Origin of the sequence: Frankia tisae, from assembly GCF_025403405.1 — a bacterium.
In the GTDB taxonomy this organism is placed as follows: domain Bacteria; phylum Actinomycetota; class Actinomycetes; order Frankiales; family Frankiaceae; genus Frankia; species Frankia tisai.
Genome location: NZ_JANEZT010000877.1, coordinates 1 through 379, shown reverse-complemented (window position 1 = coordinate 379; position 379 = coordinate 1). Strand labels below are relative to the sequence as shown.

Annotated in this window: 1 protein-coding gene; it reads right to left on the bottom strand. The window is 49.9% G+C overall.

Annotation, left to right across the window (positions count from 1 at the left end; translation table 11 throughout):
• On the bottom strand, positions 1–275 hold a 275-nt coding region (locus tag NBZ85_RS32090; protein WP_261563545.1), incomplete at its 3' end, for a hypothetical protein.
• Positions 276–379: the final 104 nt, after the last annotated feature.

The window sequence follows — 379 nt, the reverse complement described above, 5'->3', positions numbered from 1 at the left end:
GCCGTGTCGAGGTTTCCATAGAGGCCGGGATTGAACTTCGGGTTCAACATCTGAATTGCGGTAAGGCCATCCCTGATCCCGCTGTTAATGTCTTTCATTAGATCCAACGTGTCTGATCCAGTAGATAAAATTTCCCGGAGTTGTGCCAATTGCTGGAATGCATTTGCTAAAAGTTGGACCAGCACTGCAACATCGCCACCCCAAATGTCGGCCTTGGCGGATTTGGGAAAAGCGAAGGTAAGACAAAGCACCATGGCAAAACCAAATTTCTTCATGTGGCCTCCTTTGCGGCACTGCGAGCGATGCCTTTCGGATATATTTCCGCCGCTTTCTCCAGCGCGGCCATAAGTGTTAGCCCTTCTTTTCTCATCGCCTCGAT